Origin of the sequence: Paenibacillus sp. SAFN-117, from assembly GCF_051966115.1 — a bacterium.
In the GTDB taxonomy this organism is placed as follows: Bacteria; Bacillota; Bacilli; order Paenibacillales; family NBRC-103111; genus Paenibacillus_L; species Paenibacillus_L residui.
In genome coordinates, this window is the sequence record NZ_JBQCLK010000023.1 from 61,088 (window position 1) to 82,067 (window position 20,980).

The 20,980-nt window shown below is 48.2% G+C and carries 15 protein-coding genes; 11 read left to right on the forward strand and 4 right to left on the reverse strand.

Annotation, left to right across the window (positions count from 1 at the left end; genetic code table 11):
• Nucleotides 1-155 precede the first annotated feature (155 nt).
• The 3 genes from ACTHRH_RS15865 to ACTHRH_RS15875 all read left to right on the forward strand — a co-directional run bounded on the left by ACTHRH_RS15865 (nucleotide 156) and on the right by ACTHRH_RS15875 (nucleotide 3,703).
• Nucleotides 156-1,169: a Gfo/Idh/MocA family protein gene (locus ACTHRH_RS15865; protein ID WP_440416469.1), complete on the forward strand. Its 1,014-nt coding sequence runs from the start codon at nucleotides 156-158 to the stop codon at nucleotides 1,167-1,169.
• Nucleotides 1,166-2,155 (forward strand): Gfo/Idh/MocA family protein, encoded by a 990-nt coding sequence (locus ACTHRH_RS15870; protein ID WP_144934383.1) that lies wholly within the window; start codon nucleotides 1,166-1,168, stop codon nucleotides 2,153-2,155. Before ACTHRH_RS15865 ends, ACTHRH_RS15870 begins: the two co-directional genes overlap by 4 nt.
• Nucleotides 2,156-2,350: 195 nt before the next feature.
• A complete protein-coding gene (locus ACTHRH_RS15875; RefSeq protein ID WP_440416472.1) occupies nucleotides 2,351-3,703 on the forward strand; it encodes a sodium-dependent transporter in 1,353 nt (450 codons plus the stop codon).
• Nucleotides 3,704-4,350: 647 nt separating this feature from the next.
• Here the strand turns inward: ACTHRH_RS15875 and ACTHRH_RS15880 are convergent.
• Together ACTHRH_RS15880 and ACTHRH_RS15885 are read right to left on the reverse strand one after the other, a co-directional pair.
• The gene (locus ACTHRH_RS15880; protein WP_440416474.1) at nucleotides 4,351-5,460 is read right to left on the reverse strand and encodes an ROK family protein; all 1,110 of its coding nucleotides are present in this window, start codon (nucleotides 5,458-5,460) and stop codon (nucleotides 4,351-4,353) included.
• 106 nt (nucleotides 5,461-5,566) lie between these two features.
• Entirely contained in the window at nucleotides 5,567-7,066 is a 1,500-nt protein-coding gene (locus tag ACTHRH_RS15885) for a sodium:solute symporter family protein (protein ID WP_440416476.1), read from the reverse strand.
• 1,036 nt (nucleotides 7,067-8,102) lie between these two features.
• On the opposite strand from ACTHRH_RS15885, the gene ACTHRH_RS15890 reads away from it, so the two are divergent.
• The 4 genes from ACTHRH_RS15890 to ACTHRH_RS15905 all read left to right on the forward strand — a co-directional run bounded on the left by ACTHRH_RS15890 (nucleotide 8,103) and on the right by ACTHRH_RS15905 (nucleotide 11,998).
• On the forward strand, nucleotides 8,103-9,008 hold the full coding sequence (locus tag ACTHRH_RS15890; RefSeq protein ID WP_440416516.1) for an ABC transporter permease: 906 nt from the start codon (nucleotides 8,103-8,105) through the stop codon (nucleotides 9,006-9,008).
• Nucleotides 9,009-9,024: 16 nt separating this feature from the next.
• Nucleotides 9,025-9,909, forward strand: coding sequence for a carbohydrate ABC transporter permease (locus ACTHRH_RS15895; RefSeq protein ID WP_440416478.1), 885 nt, complete (start codon nucleotides 9,025-9,027; stop codon nucleotides 9,907-9,909).
• A 93-nt stretch (nucleotides 9,910-10,002) separates the two neighbouring features.
• On the forward strand, nucleotides 10,003-11,646 hold the full coding sequence (locus tag ACTHRH_RS15900) for an extracellular solute-binding protein (RefSeq protein ID WP_440416480.1): 1,644 nt from the start codon (nucleotides 10,003-10,005) through the stop codon (nucleotides 11,644-11,646).
• A gap of 154 nt (nucleotides 11,647-11,800) precedes the next feature.
• Complete coding sequence (locus tag ACTHRH_RS15905) at nucleotides 11,801-11,998, forward strand: hypothetical protein (protein ID WP_440416482.1); 198 nt, start codon at nucleotides 11,801-11,803, stop codon at nucleotides 11,996-11,998.
• Between the two features lie 104 nt (nucleotides 11,999-12,102).
• Here the strand turns inward: ACTHRH_RS15905 and ACTHRH_RS15910 are convergent, their stop codons facing one another.
• Entirely contained in the window at nucleotides 12,103-14,265 is a 2,163-nt protein-coding gene (locus ACTHRH_RS15910; protein ID WP_440416484.1) for a HelD family protein, read from the reverse strand.
• A 1,066-nt stretch (nucleotides 14,266-15,331) separates the two neighbouring features.
• Between ACTHRH_RS15910 and ACTHRH_RS15915 the strand changes: the two genes are divergently transcribed.
• Nucleotides 15,332-16,324, forward strand: coding sequence for an inorganic phosphate transporter (locus ACTHRH_RS15915; RefSeq protein ID WP_144934400.1), 993 nt, complete (start codon nucleotides 15,332-15,334; stop codon nucleotides 16,322-16,324).
• A 257-nt stretch (nucleotides 16,325-16,581) separates the two neighbouring features.
• On the opposite strand, the gene ACTHRH_RS15920 is transcribed toward ACTHRH_RS15915, so the two are convergent.
• The gene (locus tag ACTHRH_RS15920) at nucleotides 16,582-17,601 is read right to left on the reverse strand and encodes an alpha/beta fold hydrolase (protein WP_440416486.1); all 1,020 of its coding nucleotides are present in this window, start codon (nucleotides 17,599-17,601) and stop codon (nucleotides 16,582-16,584) included.
• 141 nt (nucleotides 17,602-17,742) lie between these two features.
• Between ACTHRH_RS15920 and ACTHRH_RS15925 the strand changes: the two genes are divergently transcribed.
• From ACTHRH_RS15925 to ACTHRH_RS15935, 3 genes are all read left to right on the forward strand, one after another.
• Entirely contained in the window at nucleotides 17,743-18,669 is a 927-nt protein-coding gene (locus tag ACTHRH_RS15925; protein ID WP_440416488.1) for a LysR family transcriptional regulator, read from the forward strand.
• Between the two features lie 156 nt (nucleotides 18,670-18,825).
• On the forward strand, nucleotides 18,826-19,578 hold the full coding sequence (locus ACTHRH_RS15930; protein WP_144934404.1) for an ABC transporter ATP-binding protein: 753 nt from the start codon (nucleotides 18,826-18,828) through the stop codon (nucleotides 19,576-19,578).
• Nucleotides 19,579-19,663: 85 nt separating this feature from the next.
• Nucleotides 19,664-20,887 carry an ABC transporter permease gene (locus tag ACTHRH_RS15935; protein WP_440416490.1) on the forward strand — a complete coding sequence of 408 codons (1,224 nt, stop codon included), beginning with the start codon at nucleotides 19,664-19,666 and terminating at the stop codon, nucleotides 20,885-20,887.
• Nucleotides 20,888-20,980 lie beyond the last annotated feature (93 nt).

The following is a 20,980-nucleotide window of genomic DNA, read 5'->3' on the forward strand; positions in this document are numbered from 1 at the left end:
CAAAAAAATTATTTTTTCTTTTCATGTATTTTTTGTGCGCAATAAGTTGTACAATGTCCATGGGGGCTGATCCTTCCGCATCCGAGTGGGCGGGTTCGTACCCGACAGTTTCTTTTTTAAACAATCTTAATTAAGACGTAGGAGGAGTTTTCGATATGAAGGTAGCAGTCATCGGCTGCGGAATTATGGGGAAAACTCATGCGAACGCCTATCGCGAATTGCCCGGCGCAGAATTGGTCGGAGTATGCGACTTCGTTGAAGAAGCAGCCAGGGCGACGGCAGAGCAATATGAGACGCAGCCTTACTTTTCCTTTGAAGACATGATCGAGAAGGCCAAGCCGGAGGCGGTCAGCATTTGCCTGCCCACCCACTTGCACAAGGAGTATGTGATCAAGGCGGCGGAGCGCGGCGTGCACGTTATTTGTGAAAAGCCAATGGCTCCAACTTTGTCCGAAGCCCGCGAAATGATAGAAGTCTGTAAGAACAACGGCGTCCGTTTATTCATCGCTCATGTCGTCCGGTTCTTCCCGAGCTACAAGGATATTACCCGCCAAGTCATGAATGGCGCCGTAGGAAATGTTGGAGTTGTACATACGAAGAGAATCGGCGGCCGTCCGGGACAAACCAAAGCCTGGTATAACGACAGGAGCAAGAGCGGCGGAGTCATTATGGATCTGATGATTCACGATATCGATTTTGTCCGTGGAATTGCCGGAGAGATCAAGAGCGTTTATGCCATGGAGCGCAGCACGGAAAATATGGACTATTCTTTAGTTACTTTAAGATTCGATAATGGGGCTATGGCCAATCTGGAAGCGTTCTGGGGTTACCCGGGGCCATTCACTACGGCAGTGGAAGTGGCCGGCAATAAAGGGGTGGTCCGCTTTAACAGTGAGCAGACCCATTCAGTACGCATTCATAAAACAGCAGACAGCGAAGACGGAGGCAAGACGGTTTCCCGCACTGCCAGTCCTACGCTGCGCGATCCGTATTATTATGAGTTGGAACATTTTCTGGAGTGCATTCGGACAGGAGCCGAGCCGCTTGTTACAGCGGAGGACGGATACCGGGCGGTGGAGGTTTCTCTCGCTGCGCTCGAATCTATTCGTACGGGAGCGGTCATTGATATGCGCCAGTTTCAAAGTGAAGCCGGGAGGGAGAACGTATGACAGCAGCGCTTAAAGTCGGAATGATCAGCTTTGCCCACGGCCATGCCTTCAGTTATTTCCGGGCGCTGATGAACATCCCCAATGTGGAAGTTGCCGGAATTGCCGATGAAGTGAAAAGCCGTGTTCAGGAATTAACGGAGAAGCATTCGATCCCTTATTATGAAGACTATCGTCAGCTTCTGGAAACAGATATCGATGCGGTGGTGATTTGTTCGGAGAACGTGCACCATGCGAAGTTGACGATCGATTCGGCCAATGCGGGCAAGCATGTCCTATGTGAGAAGCCTCTGGGAGTCTCGGTTGAAGAGATGGAGGAGATGATCCGCGTCTGCAAGGACAACGGAGTGCAGTTGATGACTGCGTTTCCATGTCGGTATATTACTGCAGTAACCGAAGCGAAGGCAGCGATTGAACGTGGAGAAATCGGCGAAATTCTCGCGATCAAAGGCACTAACCGCGGAACCATGCCGGGCGGCTGGTTCATTGAGCCGTCCTTGTCCGGCGGCGGAGCGGTTCTAGATCATACCGTCCATGTCATGGACTTAATGAATTGGTTCTTGGGCAGCAGGGTGAAGGAAGTTTACGCAGAAGCGGGAACCTTATTCCATGATATTGCAGTGGATGATGCCGGACTCGTTCATGTCAAGTACGAGAATGGAGTCGTGGCCGTGCTCGATACAAGCTGGTCCAGACCGAAGTCATTCCCGACCTGGGGAGACGTCACGATGGAGATTATCGGAACCCGCGGGGTCATCTCCGTAGATTCCTTCGCACAGAAGAACGAAGTGTATAATGATGAGAAGATGAAGGCTCAATGGAGCAGTTGGGCCGACGGAATGGATGAAGGCCTCGTGCGCGGCTTCCTGGATGCTATTCGTGATAATCGCGAAGTGCCGATTACCGGGGAGGACGGATTAAGATCGACCGAAGTGGCGCTTGCCGCCTATGAGTCGATCAAGAAGGGCCAGCCGGTGAAGCTCGGTTAAATGGAACAAACGGGGTGTGCTGAATAAGCGCACCTTGTTTTTTTGGGTTTTTTGTGGAGCCCCGTCGGTCCTAGTAGGCATAAAGAAAAATGAGCCTTTCTATACATATACCTTATAGGATAAAAGTACATATACGAAATTTAGAACGAATATTGTATAATGCATTCAAACGCAAAAATAATTGGAGTCGAGTTAATGGACGAGCAGAAATTCAGCAACTATGAGCTTAGTCAAAAGCAAGAGCGCTTTTCATCCGCCGGATTTATTCTGACGGCAATCGGAAGTTCTGTCGGATTAGGAAATATGTGGAAATTTCCGTATATTACGGGTGAACATGGCGGGGCCGCTTTTTTCTTGCTGTTCATCCTATGTTTGATTATTATTGGTTTGCCTGTTCTGCTGGCCGAACTGGCTATAGGAAGAAGCGGAAGGGGAAGTGCGGCAACGTCGTTCGTCAGAGCAGGCGGGGGCCGGGGCTGGAAGAGCGTCGGCTTGCTGCAGGTTATTGCTCCTTTCTTAATTTTAACCTTCTATATGATCGTCGCGGGGTGGACACTGCATTATGCGGTATTTTCCTTTAGCGGCAAGCTGTATAGCGGCGAGGATTTCAGCAGTCAATTCTCCGGATTTATTTCCGGTTATTGGCCGGTCGTATGGCAGTTGGTCGCCCTGCTTATTTCGGGAGGAATCGTGATTCTCGGGATTGCCAAAGGGATTGAGAAGTTTAACAAGCTCATCATTCCTAGTTTGGTGGTTCTTCTCCTGATTTTGATGATAAGAGCTGTTACCTTGCCTGGCGCGGACGAGGGAGTTTCTTTCTTTCTGAAGCCGGACTTCTCGCAGTTGACGGCGGAATCCGCTTTAGTAGCGCTTGGACATGCCTTCTTCTCATTGTCGCTTGGAATGGGAATTCTTCTTACGTACGGCTCTTATGTGCGCAAGGAGCAATCGCTCGGAACAGCATCGCTGGCTATCGGAGCGGGGGATCTTATCTATGCTTTCATTGCCGGGTTGATCATATTCCCGACGACGTTCTCCTTCGGCATTGCTCCAGACCAGGGCCCTTCGCTAGTCTTCATTGCGTTGCCGGCTGCCTTCTCGGCAATGCCGCTCGGCATGCTGTTTGGCGGATTGTTCTTTATACTGCTTGCTTTTGCAGCACTGACTTCGGCCGTATCCCTGCTAGAAGTTCCGGTTTCCTACGCAATGGAGCGGTTTCGCTGGGGGAGGGCCAAGGCCGTTTGCATTATAATAGCGATTCTTTTTGTCCTAGGAATTCCGTCTGTCTTATCCCTGGGCCACGTGTCCGCTCTTACGTTTGGCGGCAAATCGTTCTTTGATTGGGTTGATTTTATTACTTCCAATCTTATGCTGCCGATCGGCGGTTTCGCCATAACGGTATTTGCGGGTTATTATTGGAAGGGGGCTGCCGAGGCTTCCGGCTTGAGTGCCGGCTGGTTTCGGGTATGGCTGTTCATGCTGCGTTATGTTGCGCCTGTACTTGTATTTCTCGTATTTCTGCATTCGTCAGGCATCCTACAATTTTAATAAGCGAAAAGAGCTGTCCTGTCTAATGGACGGCTCTTTTTGCGCTTAAAGCGATGAGTGGCATCTTCTGTAATGCATGCCGGGAAAGCGCGTTGCTGCTCAGGTTCTGTCGGCTTTCTCCGTACAGTTTTTCTATCAAAGCTGCAGGATGCCTCGTATAAGTTCATAACGCACCACATGCTTGCCTGTCGAGCCGGTTACCAGCGTAAACCAGCCTTTATTGCAGAGATTTGAGCATGCGCACTGCAGTGCGCTGGTTGATGTTTAAATGAGTTCTCACATCGATGGGACGCAGAGCCCGAGCAAGCATAAAGGATGATTTCCCGTTCCGCCACGCTATCCAGGCTTCTGGATAAACTCAGTATGGGCCTCTTCGAAAATTCACATTCATTTCAGCCTGCACCTCCCCGATAAAATAAAAGAACGCCCCTCCATTCCTTGTTGGAATGGATCGGGACGTTCTTCGTCACTAAAAATTATTATAGTGTAAGGCGGATCAATTAACCAGCTTTGAAAAATGGCCTTGGGATGTAAATTGATTCTTTGCTGGACGGGCACCAACACATGAATGAAATGAACCTTTCCACTTAAAAGTTGGAGTTTTCATCTGTGATGCAAGAACAGTGGGTGATCAGACTCTCGCCACTTCAATGCTCATAATTATGAATAACCGCGACGGCCGCGCCTAGTGATTGCATGTACGGCTGTTCGTTGAACTCGATTTTAGTTTTGCTCAGAGGAATCTCCAGAGCGTTGGCCGCAAGATAATTCAGCGAGGCCTGTTTGAAATAAGCGTTCGAATTATACGGGCTGTCAATGACTATGAGGCCAGGATTCATAATGTTGATTACACTGATTAATGCCACGCCCAAATATTTACCGTATTGCTTCAGCAGATCATCCATTTGCTCCTGGGTGGGAGCCTGCTCGTGCTCGGACATCCATTGGGCGTAGGAGCGGATGCTGATCATCTGCTCCAGACAGCCGGTTTGGCCGCAGCTGCATTGCGGTCCCGCTGGCTCCACAGGAAGATGGCCGATCTCCCCCGAAGTCCAGCTGACCCCGTCCCAAATTTGTCCGTGTTGAAAGAAGGCCCCGGCGATCCCTTCACCAATGCGAATATAAAAGAAGCTGGGGTTATGGTGAAGCTCTTCCGTTAACGAAGCGCATAAGGCCGTCATTTTCACGCTGTTTTGGATAGTTAGGGAAATATGCTCGGGAAGCGCGGCGGATTGGGTGAGCAAGGAATGGAGGGGGACATCCTTCCATTCCAGCTTCGTGGAAACATACACAATGCCCTCATCCGTATTTACGATTCCGGGGATGCCTATTCCCACGCCAATCAATCCGTCATGTGCTTGCTTGGTCCTTTGAATGAGCCGGGTCAGGCAGGCAACTACTTCGCCTACCTGCCGGCTGTCCACTTTATCGGAGCCTTTATCGATGATATTGAGGCAATAATCCGTTACAACGTAATCAACGGATTCGTTGGATAGAGTAACACCGAGCGATTTGAAGGCATCGGCATTAAGCTCGATCAATATTTTGGGACGGCCCACCCTGCGGCTGTCCTTGATCCCAACTTCTTTAATCACACCTTCATGGATAAATTGATCGACGATTAAGGAGATTGTATTTTTACTGACCCCCATTAGCTTGGCCAGATCTTTTCTGGAGGTTTGCTTATGTTTCCTGAGTAAATGGATAAGCTTCTTCTGATTTTGCTCTCTTAACAAGCCAGGCCCTTTGATTGCCATAATGATCCCTCTTTTCTCTATCTATCCTCTTAGCATGAGGATATCAGTAAAGAGCTATATTTGGCTAATTCCATTCGCAGTTCAGGGGTGTGCCGCATTTATATAGCTAATTTGCCATGTCTTTGGCTAAATCTTCATCACTTTTGCTGATGGATTGCAGCAGGTCTTCAATTTCCGGCCGTACCGGTTTGCCCCGGTTAATAAGCCCCATCCAGATGAAGATAATACCGGCAGTGAAGACAGGTGCCCCGATTTCAATATATAGTGGCCATTCGACAACCACCTTGGTAAAGGCGAACATAATGAACCCGCCAAGAATGGAAGCTATTGCGGCTTTGGAATCGCTGTGTTTGAAGGCCGGCAGCAGTCCGAGCAGCATTGGAATGGAAACCGGACCTACCAGAGCGGCGAACCAAGTGATCAGCAGGCCGAGTACGCCGCCGAACACGTCGGAATAAATAGCGATCACGAGTGTAATAAATGTAAAGGTAAACGTAGTAATCCGCGCAATTTTCAACGAAAGCTTCTGATCGATGCCTCTGAACTTTTTGTTCATGACCGGCAGAATATCCCGCGTGATGACCGCCGAGATGGTATTGGCATCAGAGGAGGTCATGGACATGGTTGCCGCAAACAAGGAAGCGAGTACAAGTCCGATAAGTCCAACCGGCAGAAGCTCCTGAGTCAGCAGGGAATAGGACTGATCCGGTTGGCTGAGACCCGGCAGAATAATTGGAGCCGCCCACATCGGGAAGAACAAAATAAGCGGCCAAATAAGATAAAGAATACCCGAGAGCAAACCGGCACGCTTCGCTTCTTTGCCTGAAGGAGAAGAGATATACCGCGCTGCAAGGTTCCAAGTACCGCCGTTGTAGCTTAAGAAGACAACGAAAACGTATACAATGACATAGCCGAGAGAATAAGGCTCGTTAAACGGCTGGCTGTTGGCCGGAGGGAGCTGATCCCACATACCGGTAATGGAGCTTATGCCGCCGAGAGTTTGCACCACGACAACGAACATGACAATTCCCGCGATAATTTGTACGACAAATTGGGCAAAGTCCGTCCAGATGTCCGCCCATAATCCGCCCACGGTAATATAAATGAGCGAGACAATCCCCGAGATTAAAATTCCGTAAATAATCGGGATGCCTGTAAAGCCGTTGAGCAGGATACCGATAGCCGCCCATTTGGCACCGACATCAAACAGCTTCAGCAAAACTCCGCTCCAGGCAATTAGCTGCTGAGTCGGAATATTGAATCGCATGGCCAAATATTCGGTGGGGGATTCAATATCCAGCTTCGTTCTTAATTTGGCCCAGCGGGGAGCCATAATATAAGCACCTGCAATGACTGAAATAGCAATCGGAATAGCCCACCATACATATAAGCTGAATCCATGGGTATATGCAAGACCGGCGTAAGCTACAAACACCGCTCCACTATAACCGGAAACGTGATGAGAAATTCCGGATAACCACCACGGCAGCTTTCCTCCGGCAACGAAGAAATCTTTAGATCCTTGCACTTTCTTGAAAGCCGAAAAACCAATGAAGACCATCAATAAGAAATATAAACCGATAACGCCCCAATCTAATCCACTCAAATGTCATTCCTCCTTGGTGTATGCGTTTACATGTTATATTAGTCATAATACATGACTAATTAAAGAATAGCAATAATTTGTTCATGAATTTATTATATGAATTTGTTTGGGTTTTTTGGCAAAAAAATCTGGAGAAATTGACCGCTAGTCAATGTGTTTAATTGTAAACAATATATTTATTGAAAAAAATAATATTAAAAATAAAGTAAATTTTCTGATATCTATTGCAATATTGATCAATACAAACGATAATATTTATTAGATTAAGAAAACGCTTTCTACGTAAATTGTAACTTTCTGTTACATTCTTGCTCGAGCTATTGTAGAAACAAGCCGGGTATGAAAAATTGAATATCTTAAGTTTGGGAATAGGTATGACGGGTAGAGACGATGAGAAAACCCGGTGCTGAATACGAACAATTAGGGACTGTATTTTGTTCGCTTGGTACTGTTTTCTTATTGTCTTTTTTTGTTGCTCTTTATGAGGGACAACGACTGCCGGTCCCGCAAGGCTTCATCCAGGCTTTACATTAAATTAACGTAAACCGGGAGGTATTTTCCTTGACAGCCCACCTGTAATGAGATAATTTTATTACAAAAAAATGCACTTAATTGGAAATATTGTCACTTCCTCTTCGCGTTATTCTGCTCCTTTAGTAACACGACCACATCAAGTAAAGGATTAGCCTTAACAGGAAAGTATTGTACAGCGGAATCAAAAATAGGATGTTAAAGAACGAATTTATCTAACAATGAAGCTCCGGATATTCGAGGGGGTGAAAAATGCATTAAGGGAAGTCACTTTATGGAAAGCGCTATCATAATTATGTTATCAAATGATTGAGTAAAGCCGGCACATATTGCAATTTGATGCAAGCAAAGAATGAAAGCGCTATTATATTTCTCCGTCATAGAGAAAGAGCTTGTCTTCTTAGGAGAAACCAATGATAACATTTCCGTTACAAAAAAAGAGGTGAATGAATCGTTGCCAAATCCAACCGTTCCTAATTCAGCGCCGGCAACCCGGCCTTCTAAATTGTCCCGCTCTTTAAAGCCGTTTCGTAAAAATTGGGAGCTCTACGTCATTATTTCTCCGGTTATCCTTTATTACATCATTTTTGAGTATTTCCCAATGTACGGGGTTCAGATTGCCTTCAAAAACTTTATAGCCACGAAAGGAATATGGGGAAGTCCATGGGTCGGATTCAGACATTTTGAAAGGTTTTTCGACAGCTATTATTTTTGGAGACTGATCAAGAATACTCTCGGCATCAGCTTGTATCAGCTGGCCGTAGGTTTTCCCGCTCCGATTATTCTGGCCTTGATGATTAATGAAGTGCGCATGAAGTATTTCCGTAAATTCGTACAGACGGTGACGTACGCTCCTCACTTTCTATCCACCGTCGTGCTGGTCGGAATGCTCCTTATGTTCCTGTCGCCGCAGAGCGGTTTGGTTAATCAAATTATCGTCTTCTTCGGCGGAGAGCCGATTGCTTTCATGTCCGAGCCGAAGTGGTTCAAGACGATTTATGTGTTGTCAGGTGTCTGGCAGCAAATGGGCTGGAGCTCCATTATTTATTTGGCTGCCCTGGCCGGGATAGATCCGCAACTGCATGAAGCCGCCAAGGTGGATGGGGCGACCCGTCTGCAGCGAATCTGGCATGTGAATCTGCCGGGGATTCTGCCGACCATTGTCATTCTGCTGATCCTGAATGTGGGATCGATCATGGGAGTCGGCTTTGAGAAAGTGTTCCTGATGCAGAACTCGCTAAATATGGAAGCCTCGGATGTTATAGCGACTTATGTATATCGTAGCGGGATTCTGGGGGCGCAGTACAGCTTCTCGGCTGCGGTCGGCTTGTTCAACGCTGTGATTAACTTTATTTTGCTGGTGCTGGTCAATTTTACGGCGAGAAAGCTTAACGAAACCAGCCTATGGTGACAGGAGGGCGGAATATATGGTAGATCATTCCCGGGGAGACAAAATATTCGATTTCGTCAATACGCTGCTGCTGATCGTGCTTACTATCATTGTGCTGTATCCGCTCGTCTTTGTTCTCAGCGCATCGATAAGCAGCCCGAATGCAGTGGTTAAAGGGGAGCTTTGGCTGCTGCCCAAAGATATAACCTTCGTTGGCTATCAAAGAATTTTCGAGAATAACGACATCATTACGGGATACCGCAACACAATTTTCTATACCTTGCTGGGAACGGCAATCAATCTGGTCATGACAACGTGCGCGGCTTATCCGCTGTCACGCCGAGACTTTAAGGGGCGCAACGTGATTACGGCATTCATAGTGTTTACGATGTTCTTCAGCGGAGGTTTGATTCCGGTTTATCTGTTGGTTAAAAATCTCGGAATGCTTAATACCTTCTGGGCGCTGGTTATTCCGAATGCGGTATCCGTCTGGAACATCGTCATTATGAGAACCTTCTTCCAGAGCAGCATTCCGTACGAAATCCAGGAGGCCGCTTCGATTGACGGCTGCAATAACTTTCAGATCTTATTCAGAGTGGTGCTGCCGTTATCCATGCCTATTATAGCGGTCATGATCCTCTTCTATGCGGTTGGCCACTGGAATGCTTTCTTTAATGCGTTGATTTATTTAACGGACCGTGCCAAGTATCCCCTTCAATTGGTCCTGAGGGAAATTCTTATTCAAGGACAGATGCAGGATATGATCGATATGGCCGACGATTCGCTTGCCAAGAAGGTCATGGAGGTTGAGGCGATCAAATATGCGGTCGTCGTTGTCGCCAACTTGCCGGTTCTTGCGCTGTATCCCTTCTTGCAGAAGTATTTCGTCAAAGGGGTTATGATCGGCGCATTGAAAGGTTAGCCCGTATGAACTGCGGACAGCCGTCTTCAGATGCAGGCGGCATTCCGCTTCATAAAAATACATTTTTAAACTCTATCTCAGGGAGGTCTAGAAATGAAAGTTAAGAAGTGGGGAGCTGTTATGCTGACAGCAACTATGTCCGTATCTTTATTGGCAGCATGCGGCGGAGGCGGCGGTAACGGCAGCGGGAGCGGTACAGAGGGAGACGGAGGTGACGGAGGGACGCCCAAGGAGGAAAGCAATTTCAATGCGACCGGGTTTCCGATCATGAAAGAACCGATAAACCTGGCCTTCTTCACGGGGAAGTCGGCGACAACCGCCAATAACTGGAATGAGACGATGCTTTGGCAGGAATATGCGAAGATGACAAATATTAATGTGGATTTTCAACTGGTCCCCTTCGATAACTTGACGGAACGACGCAATTTGGTTCTGGCCGGCGGAGATTACCCGGATGCCTTCCATACCGCCCGGATTACTACTCAGGACCTGGCCAAGTACGGCTCCCAGGGGATATTTATCCCATTGAATGATCTGATAGACAAGTATGCCCCCAACCTTAAGAAATTAATGGATGAAAATCCCGATCTGCGCAAGGGAATGACCTTACCCGACGGAAATATATACGGAATGCCGACGATTTACGACCCGGATTTTACTTCCGTTCTGATGGGATCGAAGCTTTGGTATAACAAAGAATGGCTGGATGCCCTGGGCGTCAAGGAGCCGGAAACGGTGGATGAATTTTACGAGTTTCTTGTAGCCATTAAGAAGACGGATCTGAACGGGAACGGGAAACCGGATGAAATTCCGTTCGGTTCTTACAGTATCTCGGATGTGATCACCAAGCTTAGCGGATATTGGGGCTTGATGAACCGCGGGGTAGCCAATAGCAATATCGATATGAACCCGGAGACGGACAAGCTTCGCTATGTTCCGGCTGATGAACGGTACAAGGACTTGCTGCAATTTTTAAATAAGTTATATACAGAAGGCTTGTTGGAGCCGGAGATCTTTACTTTGAAGGCTAATGAGTTCTTTGCCAAAGGTGCGGAAAATACTTACGGGGTCGTACTTACGACAAGCCCGGAGACTCTGATGAATCAGAAGAGCTTCGTTGGCTTGCCGGCACTGCAAGGGCCGTTCGGAGATCGCCTTGTGCCCAGCCGTTCTTCACTTACCGGGGCTGGAGCGTTCGTCATTACCGACAAGAATAAATATCCGGAAGCCACTGTCCGCTGGATGGACTATTTCTATAGCGAGGAAGGCAACAAGATGTTCTTCATGGGCTTCAAGGACAAGAGCTATATTGAAACAGCGGATGGACAAATTGAATATACGGATGAAATTAAGAACAATCCGCAAGGACTAACCTTGGAACAGGCACTGGTTAAATATGTGACATGGCCGGGCGGCAGCTATCCGGGAATTGTCCGGCAGAAATATTTCAAAGGGGCGGAATCCTTGCCTGCTTCTATAGAAGCAACCGACAAGCTGAGGCCGTATTTGACGAAAGAGGTGTGGCCGGTATTTACCTTTACGGAGGAGGAGTCCGAGAGATATCAGTCCCTGCACCCGGATATCAATGCTTATATGGAAGAGATGAGAGCGAAATTTATTACAGGGGCAGCCCCGTTCTCGGAATGGGATACCTATGTGGATACGCTTAAAAAGATGGGGTTAGACGAGTATTTGGAAATTTATTCGACGGCTTACGAAAGATATAAATCAAGCTAATCTGCTGTATCGATGAAAGGCCCGGGATCTCTGTCCCGGGCTTTGTTTAAATATAGCCGTTTATCCTTGCGTCGCTATTTCTGCGATATTTAAGAATAGAAAAGCCCATTATTAACCATCCTAATGGAAAATATGACCGTTAGGAGGGAAACTAATGGACGATTATAATACGGAAGGACCTTCCCTATTAGGGTTTCTGTCGTTCATCGTTATTCTCAGCTATGTCATTGTGACTGTGGCTAACGGAGGGGCGTCCTCCGAGGATTCTCTCATTAAAGAGTCAACCGCCGAGTCGGAAGCCGTTGCTCCGGGCCCCCCGCGAAGTAACGTATTGCCCCTCTTTCGAGGTTAAGCCAGGGGGAGCGACCGTAGTTAGAGGCAGGTTTAGATGCTGCCCCTGATAGGATGCGGAAGAGAATACATACGTTCACTTTGCGGGATATTTCCCCTAAACGATCAAATATCCCCGTCGACAAATTCGGCAAAATCCCCGATTTCCCACTGCAAGAGCGGAGAGGGTTCCCCTTCGTACAGCACCCACAGCTCATGGAGCGCTCTCGTTGCTCCTACATACAGCAGCTTGGCATCCTGGACACCGCCGTCATAATGGAAGGAATCCACATCGAGCAGAAGTACCGCATCGAATTCCAGTCCCTTGGCCAAATACACCGGCAGAACCGATAGCCCCCCGGCGTATTCCGTCTTATCCGCTTGGATAAGTGTGGCTGGGATCCCTGCAGCCTCCAGCGCCGCATGAATTTCTGCGGATCGTTCGCCGGTTCGGGTAATCACGGCCGCTGTTTCGGAGGAGCCCTTCCGAAGCCGAATCGCCATTTTCCGGACCCAATCGACGGTTTGCCCTTCAGAGAGCCGGACCAGCTTTACTTTCTCCCCGCTGCGGAATACAGGGACCGCCGGACGGAAACTCTCGGAGTATTCCGAGAGGACGGCGTTGGCGAACCGGATGATTTCCATTGTAGATCGGTAGCTTCTGCTTAACCGGTAGAAAGCGGATTGATCTTCCGGAAACAGCTCGATGAAGGCTTCCCATTGCTCTATTCCCTGGTAGGAATGAATGCCCTGCGCTAAATCACCGAGAATAGTGAAGGAATCCCCGGGGGTATGAAGCTTCAGCAGGACGATCTGGAATGGGGAGAAATCCTGGGCTTCGTCAATGACTACATGGTCAAAGCGGAGTCCGCTTATACCGTATAAACGGTGGCGTATATAAACAAGGGGTGCCAAGTCTTCCCACATCGCTTGTTTCTTCTTTAATATTTTGGCCGTAAGCTCCGCCACAGGGCGGGGAATCCGGGCTAATAAAGCAGGGGGAAAATCAATCAACCGCTTGGCCGGGTCAAAGAGCTGGGAGTAGAAAATGAGAGGAGTCATCTCGTGCCAGCCCTTGGCGAAGGCTCTCCATTTGGCATTGGCTTTCTTCTTGTACTCTTTCTTCAGATGGGCCTCCCATATATTATCGAGCTCCATCTCCTGCCATCTTTTGATCCGGGCTAAGGTGCGTTCCCTCTTCCTGGCCAGAGGCTCATGCCGGTTATCCACGTAATACCAATGGCGGATAGTTGCGGCCGGCAGCAAGCTTCCGGGGAAAGGCTCATAGTCCTGCGAGGGGACACCATTCTCATCGTAGTATTGGAGAGCACTGTCGATCAGATCCTTGAAGGCTGTGGAGCCTTTATATAGTCCGGGGATCTGTTCATGGATTGATGGACGATCGGGACCGGGCCTGAACCAATAAGCGAGATGGGGGGAAGGGTCGGCTGGAGTCACTTCGTTATCAAGCAGTTCGAGCGCCCAATCCGTGAACGTAGTCTGTTGAATGTCCCCTACACCCAATTCGGGGAGCACACCCGAGATGTAATCCAGGAACATCCGGTTAGGGGCGAAGATGATCATGCGTTCGGCACGGATATTCTCCCGGTATTGATATAATAAATAGGCTAGACGGTGCAGGGCGACGGTCGTTTTGCCGCTTCCTGCCACTCCCTGAATGACCAGCGCCGTATTTTTGGGTGCGCGGATAATTTGATCCTGCTCGGATTGAATCGTGGAAACAATGTCTCTAAGTCGATGATCCTTGTTCTCTCCTAACCGGTAAAGGAGAAATTCATCCGTTACTCCCAGGTTGGCGCTGCCCCGGACGTAAGTGTCCACCACTCTCGACAGTTCCCGGTTTCGGATCACCAGATTGCGTTTAAGATGGACGGTTCCGGATATCGGGCCGTCGGGCGAAACATAGGTTGCAGGGCCGTCTCCGCCGGTAAAGGAATAGAACAGGCTCGCAATCGGCGCCCTCCAGTCAACCACTAGCGGATTATCGGAATCTTCATCCTCTGTTCCGGATTTGCCGATATAGAGCGTCTGCTTCTGTTCGCTGCCTTCCTCCTGGAAATCGAGACGGCCGAAGTATGGCTCCACCAGAGCCTTAGCCAGCTTCTGCCGGGCCTTCTCCCGGGCAGATTCGAGCGCCTGCTCCGTGAAGTCTGTTCCGTAATACCTTGCAATCGCTTCCAGCTCTTGGAGCCGGGACTCGAGAACGGACAGGGTCCGCTCCAGATGATGACGTTCCTCTTGATAGGCACTTTGACGGGTAGAATCCAAATCAGTTACCTCCATACGGGAAACCGGCGACCTGACGTTTCAGGCGGGTTGCGCCTAATCAGGCAAGTTCAAGTTCACCGCGCTTCGCCATCGTTTTATGGGTATTTTTTAGAGAAAGTATTAACTATATCATAAATTGTTGTGTTTTTCAAGATGCTATTTAAACTAAGAAAAAGCGCACTGGAAGCTCAAAAATTCGTCTGTTCGGCGCATGTGCTGAATGCAAATTTCTCTAAATGTTAACAAAGGTTACCGTGATTTGGTCGACAATAAAGCCTGGCCTTCATATAATTAAGATAGAGGGAAATTTTTTTTATTGAGTCGCTCGATAATGAGAATCATTATCGCTCTGTGGCGGTAGTAAGCCCTGAGGAGTAAGCGAGTATGTAAGTATGTAATTTCTTGTGTAATATCATTTTTACAGCCGTCTGCCTTCTCGATCCGGCCCGGCCGAATGGAGGAAATAAATTTATATTGGACCGGAACATAACAGCCTGTGAAGATGTCGTATATATAAAGATGGTATTGTTGGATTATTTTATTACGAGCGGATGATCGGAGGCAGGAGCTATGGGTCTTAATTCGAAGTGCAAGACCTGCGCTAAAGAAATATCGAAGACAACCAAATGGTGCCCGCATTGCGGAGACAGCCAGTTAGAGCCATATACTCAGAGAGTCATGTTTCTACTTACAGGGGCGGCTGTTTTATTCCTGCTTGCCGGTTTGGTGGGAGGTTTTGTAACCGCTATCATTAAAAAGTTCTAAAAGTCGGGCTTTTTATTTTTAATTGATGGAATTTTGGAGCGATGGGAAGAATAGAGAGTAATTCTTCTATCGCTCTTTTTGACATGCTTATGGATGATTGTAGCCCATTGGGATAAATGTTAAAGTTTCGTTAACGTCCGCTCGAACGGTGTAGAATAAAGTCAAAAAATATTTACGAAATCTCAATTTTTTATGGTATCATTTGAATGTTGTTTCATTCTCGAAACAAATGACAGACGAAAATAAGCCTCTGGCATTCCATAAATTCTGCAAAAGTTAATACTTAATAGGGGGATCCGGCGTGACTGTTATTATTATAATTGTCTTACTGGCGCTTATTTTTGATTTTATCAACGGGTTTCATGATACGGCCAATGCCATAGCTACCTCGGTATCTACCAAAGCCTTGACACCCCGAGTCGCAATTATGTACGCGGCGGTTCTCAATTTCGTCGGTGCGATCCTGTTCGAAGGAGTGGCCAAGAATGTAGGGGGGAGCATTGCCGACCCTTTCCATATCGAGAATGGTATGCAAATTGTCATTGCAGCATTAATATCCGCTATCGTCTGGAACTTGGTAACGTGGTATTTCGGTATTCCTTCTTCTTCCTCTCATACATTGATTGGATCGTTGGGAGGGGCTGTCTTCGCCGGGGCCGGGATGGATGCGATTAATTGGACCGGCTTCAACAAAATCATCATTATACTTATTCTGTCTCCGATCATCGCGTTTGCAGTCGGCTTTATCGTGCTGCATATTATTCGCTGGATTATCCTTCTGTTGGGGAATCGCTCACCCAGCAAGGTTAACCGCAATTTCCGCCTGATGCAGATCGTATCTGCCGGTGCGCAGGCCTTCTCTCATGGCGCGAACGACGCTCAGAAGGCGATGGGGATTATCGTCTTTGCCCTGGTGGCAGGAGATTTCCAACAGGAGCTGCATGTGCCTTTCTGGGTTAAGGCAGCCGCGGCTACCGCGATGGGACTTGGAACAGCCTTCGGCGGAATGAAGATTATCAAAACCGTAAGTAAGAAAATTATTAAAATCGAGCCGATGAATGGATTTGCTTCGGACTTGACATCTACCGTCGTTCTGCAGACCGCTACACATTTCGGAATGCCCTTATCGACAACACATGTCATTACGTCGGCTATTATCGGGACAGGCAGTGCCGTCCGCTACCGTTCTATCAATTGGGGAACCGTCGGACGGATGATCATGACCTGGGTCATTACGATTCCTATCTCCATGGTTCTGGCCTATGTCATTTATAAGCTGGTCAATTTATTCTAGGCCTGCAATAGATGGTGCAATAACGGATGATAACCTCCTTCCAGGCTCAGAGTGCCGATTGTCATCGGCACTCTCGCAGTTGATGCTAACTGCACCGTTATTTCGCCCGTCGTACCGTTCACGCCACGATCTGCCCGTCGCGACCACCGACGGGATCCGATATTCGTGGGCGATGATCAGCGGAATGGGATAGAATCCCGCCCGTGGTGTTATGAGTACTGTAAGCCGTTCGGCGGCATGACATTATACCATCCGCACTATCCGTTTGTAACAAGCGACAACAAGCGTTTTAGGTTTTCATCAATAAATTGATTGTCGGCACTGTGGATTCCACGACCGGCAATATGGCCCCAGACCGAATCGATCGGATTAAAAACAGCATTAGGTATAAGTTTAGCCTCGTATTCGTTATCGTCCGCTGAGCAGAAGAGATCCGTACTCCCCGGCATAATGCAGGCAAGCGCCTTAATGCTCTTGAGTGCCTTATCGAAATCTCCGTTATAGGTCGGGTTTGCACTAATATCGGCATTTTGCCCTGTCCACAACATGGCCAATACATTGTGCGGATCCATCTTCATAAAGCTATCTTCCCAGACGCCAGCCACAAAATCTTCCAAAGAGTCATATCCCAACTCACGATAAAGTTCCTCTCTGTAAAATGCCTGCGATAAGCCCCATCCCGCATAGACACGACCAACGGCACGCATATCTGCAGAAGTCAACTGATTTAGTTTGCTTAAATCGAAGCCTACTGCAGCCATGAGCGCAGCTTTCATCCCGTCCAGAACAACATACGTGTGAGGCCAGGTCTTGGCAATTCCGGCGAAAGGCGCAATTCGTTCCACCATGTCGGGATAACTTGCCCCCCACTGAAATGCTTGAATGCCTCCCATTGACCATCCAACGACGAGAGCGATTTTTTGAATGCCGAATTTTTCGGTCACCAGCCGATGCTGGAATTTAACGTTGTCATAGATGGTTACCTGCGGAAAATAAGCCCGGTCGAATGGGGGAGGCGTGTTACTGGGAGACGAAGATAATCCGTTGCCAAGCAGATTGGGAACGATAATGAAATATTTTTGCGGATCTAGTGCCATGCCGTTTCCAATCAACCATTCATTCTGAGGATGCTGGTCGCCAAAAGCGGTTGGATAGACGATGACATTATCTTTCTTTTCATTCAATCTTCCATAAGTTTTATAAGCAAGAAAAGCGCTTGGTAATGTCACTCCTGATTGCAGGGTTACGTCACCCAAATCAAAAATCTCATAATCCATCGTATTGTCTCTCCCTTCAAAATGAAACATACCTCTAGAATGTCTTTCTTGTTGTTAGTATAGATCTGTGATAGTCTCAAGAAAAGTGAATAGAATTCAATCTAATGTTCAATTATATTGAAAGTGAAAGGGGATCGTATGATGGAATTGCGCCAACTGATTACGTTCTGTACGGTTGCATCCACTTTAAATTTCAGTCGGGCTGCGGAAGTGCTGAACTATGTCCCCTCCAATGTCACGATGCAAATAAAAGCATTGGAGGATGAGCTAGGTGTTCGTCTCTTTGACCGCTTGGGCAAGCAGCTCGTTCTCACAAGCGCAGGTAAACGCTTATTACCTCATATCCAAGGCGTGCTAAACAAATTGGACGAAGCTCGCAGCGTCGTTCATGACAATGAAGATTTAAGCGGCACCCTAACGATAAGTGCCAACGAGGTTCTTTGCGCCTACCGGCTTCCTGTTGTCTTTCACCTATTTCGTTCGCGCCATCCGGGAGTGCGTCTCATCTTCCGCTCCGTTCCAAATCAAGAGCTCAAGCAAACGCTCTTTGAGGGAACTGCGGATGTCGTCTTTATGCTGGACGAATCCATTCGCTCAAGCGGACTTGCAGTGGAGCCGCTGGTGGAAGAAACTTTCCGCTTATTCGTCGCTCCAGACCATCCACTCGCGAAACTGGATGTACTGCGGCTGGAGGATTTTCACGGACAAGTGTTCCTTACGAATGAAAAGGGTTGTCCCTATCGAACCATGTTTGACCGGCAATTTGAGAAAGAGGGCATTGATAGTATTACGTATTTAGAGTTTCATAATGCCGAAGCCATTAAACAATGTGCCATTACGGGAATCGGTATCGCCTTTCTTCCTGAAGTAACAGCGGTGGCCGAAGTTGAACGGGGCGATCTTGTTGCTCTTCCTTGGCAAATTCCGGACCTGCACGTGTATACACAGATGCTATGGCATAAAGACAAATGGCTTTCACCTATCATCTTATCTTTCATAGAAGCAGCAAGGGAGGTTCTAGCTATAGAGGAGAGGAATAAAAGTGAAATGGAAATGGTGAAGCGTTAAAAACGGCCTATAGGGGCTATAATGCTATAGATATTAATTGGGAAGCTTGAAACGGATCGCATCCGGATAACGTAATAGAGTAATAAAAGAAAGCTTCTAGCGAGGCTATTATAAGCAAAACGGTTTCGGTTTATCTTGAAAGAAAGAAGGGAAGCCATGCAAACCGAACAAACATCCATATCCACACAGGAATCCGCCGGGACTTCACCACTCAATCCGGACGAACTGTTACGGGTTAACATAGAGCGGGCAGGATACGCTGAACGGGATGGAGTCATTAAAGAGATTCAATTCTCCATCCGCCCCGGGCAATTAGTTGGACTGATAGGCCCCAACGGGGCCGGTAAGAGCACGACCGTAAAAGCTATTTTAGGCCTCCTCCAGGATTTCCGCGGCGAAATTTCGATGGCTGGAACTTATTCTTATATTCCCGAGCAGCCAATTCTCTATGATCAACTGACCTTGTGGGAGCATCTGGAGCTGGCCGCCAGCGCCTGGGAGTTGGATCAGAACGTATTCGAGGCAAGGGCGGAGAGGCTGCTGGCCACCTTCAGAATGACGGAGGTCCGCCATCATCTCCCGTCCAGCTTCTCCAAAGGGATGCAGCAGAAGGTCATGCTCATCCTGGCGTTTCTGCACGAGCCCGCCCTCTATATCGTGGATGAGCCTTTCATAGGGCTGGATCCCCGGGCAATTAAAGATTTTCTCGATATGCTGAATGAGAAACGCAAGCAGGGCGCCGGTGTGTTAATGTCGACACACGTGCTGGATACGGCGGAGAGGATATGCGATTCCTTCCTGCTTATGAATGAAGGGCGATTGGCCGCCCGGGGCGATCTGGAATCGATTCAGCAGCAATGCGGGCTGCCGGGCGAAACGCTCTTTGAATGCTTCAACTCCCTATTGTGAACCCGAATCACCAATTGTTATAGATACAGGGCGGCCTAATAACCTGAAAGGGATCAGGACTGTCCGAAACAGGAGAAGATATACCATGATCACACCAAAGCTATTGGTTAGGCGGAGAATTAAAGAGAACGCCGGATTTCAGTGGAAAGCTCTAAGGCAGGCCGTGGACTGGACTGTGGCGCTGTATATTGTCATTCCCGCGCTGTTCTTCGCAGGGCTGCAATATTATACCTGGATATCGTCCCCTCCGGATTGGTTCGCCTTCATTCCTTTCCCGCTATGTGCTTTCGTACTGTTTTTATATGTCTGTTCGGGTAAGCTCCGATTTTTTCTGGAAAATGCCGACCAGTTGATTTTGCTGCAGCATCCTCACTGGATCAGGGAGCTCCGGAGAACGGGACTGATCTACAGTCTGACGAAACAGTTCCTGTTGACGGCCCTCATAATGGCTTTGCTGGCTCCTTTTTTGATACGGATTTATTCGGTTAATGTTCCGTTTGTCGTTTGGCTCGGTATCTTTACCTTTCTAAGCAAATGGAATTTGCAGCTCATTCAGAAATGGCTGGACAGCAAGTATCCGGGTTTGAGAAATCTTTGGCTGCATATCGTTTGGTTCGTCATTTCCTGCGCCGTTTATATCTCCGTCAGTTATTGGCTTCTGCCGATTCAGCCGCTGGCTCTTCTAATATCCCTTGTGCTTGTATTAACAGGACAGATCCTATGGCGGAGCAAGGTAGGGGATCTGAGGACGATCCAGCAGGATATCAAGAGTGATTACGAAGCGAAAATGCTGCTGGCGGGCTTTATTCTCGCTTACTCCGTTCCCGCACGGCCGAAATCCAGCCGCAAACGCCCTTTCTTGTTCCGTTCTTCCAACCGGCTGTTTAAGAAGAGAAACTCAGTTAACGGATTGGCCGAGGCGGGGATTAAATTATTTTTCCGGAATAGATCGTCGGTGATGCTGTACATTCAGCTGGTTTCCGTCTGTTCCTTCGCCATGCTGACCCTGCCTGACCCGATGAAATGGGTGCTTTGGCTGGCGGCGGCATTTCTGCTGGCGAGCATGGTGAAGCTTGCGGCGAAAGAGACCCGGTCCGGCCCCTTGCTCGGAATGTTCCCGTGGAAGGACGGAGTGATTCGCGAGGCGGCCCGCAAATCGGTGGGCTTGGCGGTAATTCCCGGTTTTGCGGTGATCAGCGCGGTGATGGGGGCGGCTCTATTTTCCTGGTGGGGGGCTCTGCTGCTGCTACCCGTTGGAGGGATGTTCGCTTATTGGGCAGCGGGTGTCCTGACGATGTTTGAAAAATAACCAGAAAAATCCGGATCAAGTACAGGATTAAGAACGGCCGATGCAAATGGGGGGTATTAAGCTTCTTCCTAAAGGTTAACCTATCATTAACTA

What these genes read in the sequence shown, in the direction of transcription:
- ACTHRH_RS15865 (WP_440416469.1), top strand. Translation starts at nt 156, where the DNA reads ATGAAGGTAGCAGTCATCGGCTGCGGAATTATGGGGAAAACTCATGCG.
- ACTHRH_RS15870 (WP_144934383.1), top strand. Translation starts at nt 1,166, where the DNA reads ATGACAGCAGCGCTTAAAGTCGGAATGATCAGCTTTGCCCACGGCCAT.
- ACTHRH_RS15875 (WP_440416472.1), top strand. Translation starts at nt 2,351, where the DNA reads ATGGACGAGCAGAAATTCAGCAACTATGAGCTTAGTCAAAAGCAAGAG.
- ACTHRH_RS15880 (WP_440416474.1), bottom strand. Translation starts at nt 5,460, where the DNA reads ATGGCAATCAAAGGGCCTGGCTTGTTAAGAGAGCAAAATCAGAAGAAG.
- ACTHRH_RS15895 (WP_440416478.1), top strand. Translation starts at nt 9,025, where the DNA reads ATGGTAGATCATTCCCGGGGAGACAAAATATTCGATTTCGTCAATACG.
- ACTHRH_RS15900 (WP_440416480.1), top strand. Translation starts at nt 10,003, where the DNA reads ATGAAAGTTAAGAAGTGGGGAGCTGTTATGCTGACAGCAACTATGTCC.
- ACTHRH_RS15905 (WP_440416482.1), top strand. Translation starts at nt 11,801, where the DNA reads ATGGACGATTATAATACGGAAGGACCTTCCCTATTAGGGTTTCTGTCG.
- ACTHRH_RS15920 (WP_440416486.1), bottom strand. Translation starts at nt 17,601, where the DNA reads ATGGATTATGAGATTTTTGATTTGGGTGACGTAACCCTGCAATCAGGA.
- ACTHRH_RS15925 (WP_440416488.1), top strand. Translation starts at nt 17,743, where the DNA reads ATGGAATTGCGCCAACTGATTACGTTCTGTACGGTTGCATCCACTTTA.
- ACTHRH_RS15930 (WP_144934404.1), top strand. Translation starts at nt 18,826, where the DNA reads ATGCAAACCGAACAAACATCCATATCCACACAGGAATCCGCCGGGACT.
- ACTHRH_RS15935 (WP_440416490.1), top strand. Translation starts at nt 19,664, where the DNA reads ATGATCACACCAAAGCTATTGGTTAGGCGGAGAATTAAAGAGAACGCC.